The sequence below is a fragment of the Citrobacter sp. wls826 genome, assembly GCF_005281245.1.
In the GTDB taxonomy this organism is placed as follows: Bacteria; Pseudomonadota; Gammaproteobacteria; order Enterobacterales; family Enterobacteriaceae; genus Citrobacter; species Citrobacter braakii.
Map to the genome: position 1 here is coordinate 136164 of NZ_SZWS01000053.1, position 1758 is coordinate 137921.

Below are 1758 nucleotides of genomic sequence, written 5' to 3' on the forward strand. Positions count from 1 at the left end.
ACCGACCAAAATTGACCTTCCTTTTATCTGCAAAAATTGTGCACCACTTCCCACTGACTGTTAACGATTCTGTGACATATTCCATTGCCTTTTTTTATATTTGCTTGAAACTTTTTTTGCGCTACTTATGGCTGAACCTGGCATTTTCCGCTGTGCGCTTTAGCGTTCATGGCATTAATCGCTCAGATATGCAGCATTAATTTAGAAAGTTTTAATAATTTGCATAAATGTTAATCACCAAATGTTGCGAAATATGAAGATGTTTATTCTGGCATAGTGCGCGTAGCACAAATTTCCCTGCTGAAAATGTCCTTCTGCACTTTTTTTAATCTTTGTTTGCGAATTCTCACCGTTGGTGTAAATCACGGTTACCTGTATTGACGTTTTCACATTCTGTTGACAGATTGTAGGGCATGAGGGGCATTTCATGGAGAATCCGCACTGCAACTCAGTCGCTTATGTGAACGGAATCCCTATCCTCTTAACGCCGACCCGGCCGGGTAAAAAACAAAAAAGGCCAGGCGGTGCAAACCCACTGCAAAGGGTAAAACAACAAACATCACATTTGGAGCAGAAGAATGAGTATTTCCTTGAAGAAGTCAGGGATGCTGAAGCTTGGTCTGAGCCTGGTGGCTATGACCTGCGCCGCAAGCGTACAGGCTAAAACTCTGGTTTATTGTTCAGAAGGATCTCCTGAAGGCTTTAACCCACAGCTTTTCACCTCTGGCACGACCTATGATGCCAGCTCCGTACCGATCTATAACCGCCTGGTCGAGTTCAAAACCGGTACAACTGAAGTGATCCCGGGCCTTGCTGAGAAGTGGGAAATCAGCGAAGACGGTAAAACCTATACCTTCCACCTGCGCCAGGGCGTGAAGTGGCAGGACAACAAAGATTTCAAACCGACGCGCGATTTAAACGCCGATGACGTGGTGTTCTCTTTCGATCGTCAGAAAAATGCCCAGAACCCGTACCACAAAGTCTCTGGCGGTAGCTATGAATACTTCGAAGGGATGGGTCTGCCAGATCTGATCTCCGAAGTGAAAAAAGTGGACGATAAAACCGTTCAGTTCGTGCTGACTCGCCCGGAAGCGCCTTTCCTGGCTGACCTGGCGATGGACTTCGCTTCTATTCTTTCCAAAGAATATGCAGACAACATGCTGAAAGCCGGCTCCCCGGAGAAAGTGGATCTGAACCCAATTGGGACCGGTCCGTTCCAGCTGCAGCAGTACCAGAAAGACTCCCGTATTCTGTATAAAGCATTCGAAGGTTACTGGGGCACCAAGCCACAGATTGACCGTCTGGTCTTCTCCATTACGCCTGACGCTTCCGTGCGTTACGCCAAACTGCAGAAGAACGAGTGCCAGGTGATGCCGTACCCGAACCCGGCAGATATCGCGCGCATGAAGCAGGATAAAAACATTAACCTGATGGAGCAGGCCGGTCTGAACGTTGGCTACCTTTCTTTCAACACCGAGAAGAAACCGTTTGATGACGTGAAAGTCCGTCAGGCGCTGACCTACGCGGTGAACAAAGAAGCCATCATTAAAGCGGTATATCAGGGCGCTGGCGTTGCCGCGAAAAACCTGATCCCACCGACCATGTGGGGCTATAACGACGACGTTAAAGACTACACCTACGATCCTGAAAAGGCTAAAGCGCTGCTGAAGGAAGCGGGTCAGGATAAAGGCTTCACCGTTGAGCTGTGGGCCATGCCGGTACAGCGTCCTTACAACCCGAACGCCCGCCGTATGGCGG

The 1758-nt window shown here is 48.7% G+C and carries 2 protein-coding genes; both read left to right on the forward strand.

Features of this window, described 5'->3' with window-relative positions:
• On the forward strand, nucleotides 1–200 hold a 200-nt coding region (locus FDW87_RS21195), incomplete at its 5' end, for a hypothetical protein (RefSeq protein ID WP_212725442.1).
• Nucleotides 201–578: 378 nt separating this feature from the next.
• Nucleotides 579–1758: ABC transporter substrate-binding protein (locus FDW87_RS13110; RefSeq protein WP_252363161.1), on the forward strand; the 1180-nt coding region annotated here is incomplete at its 3' end.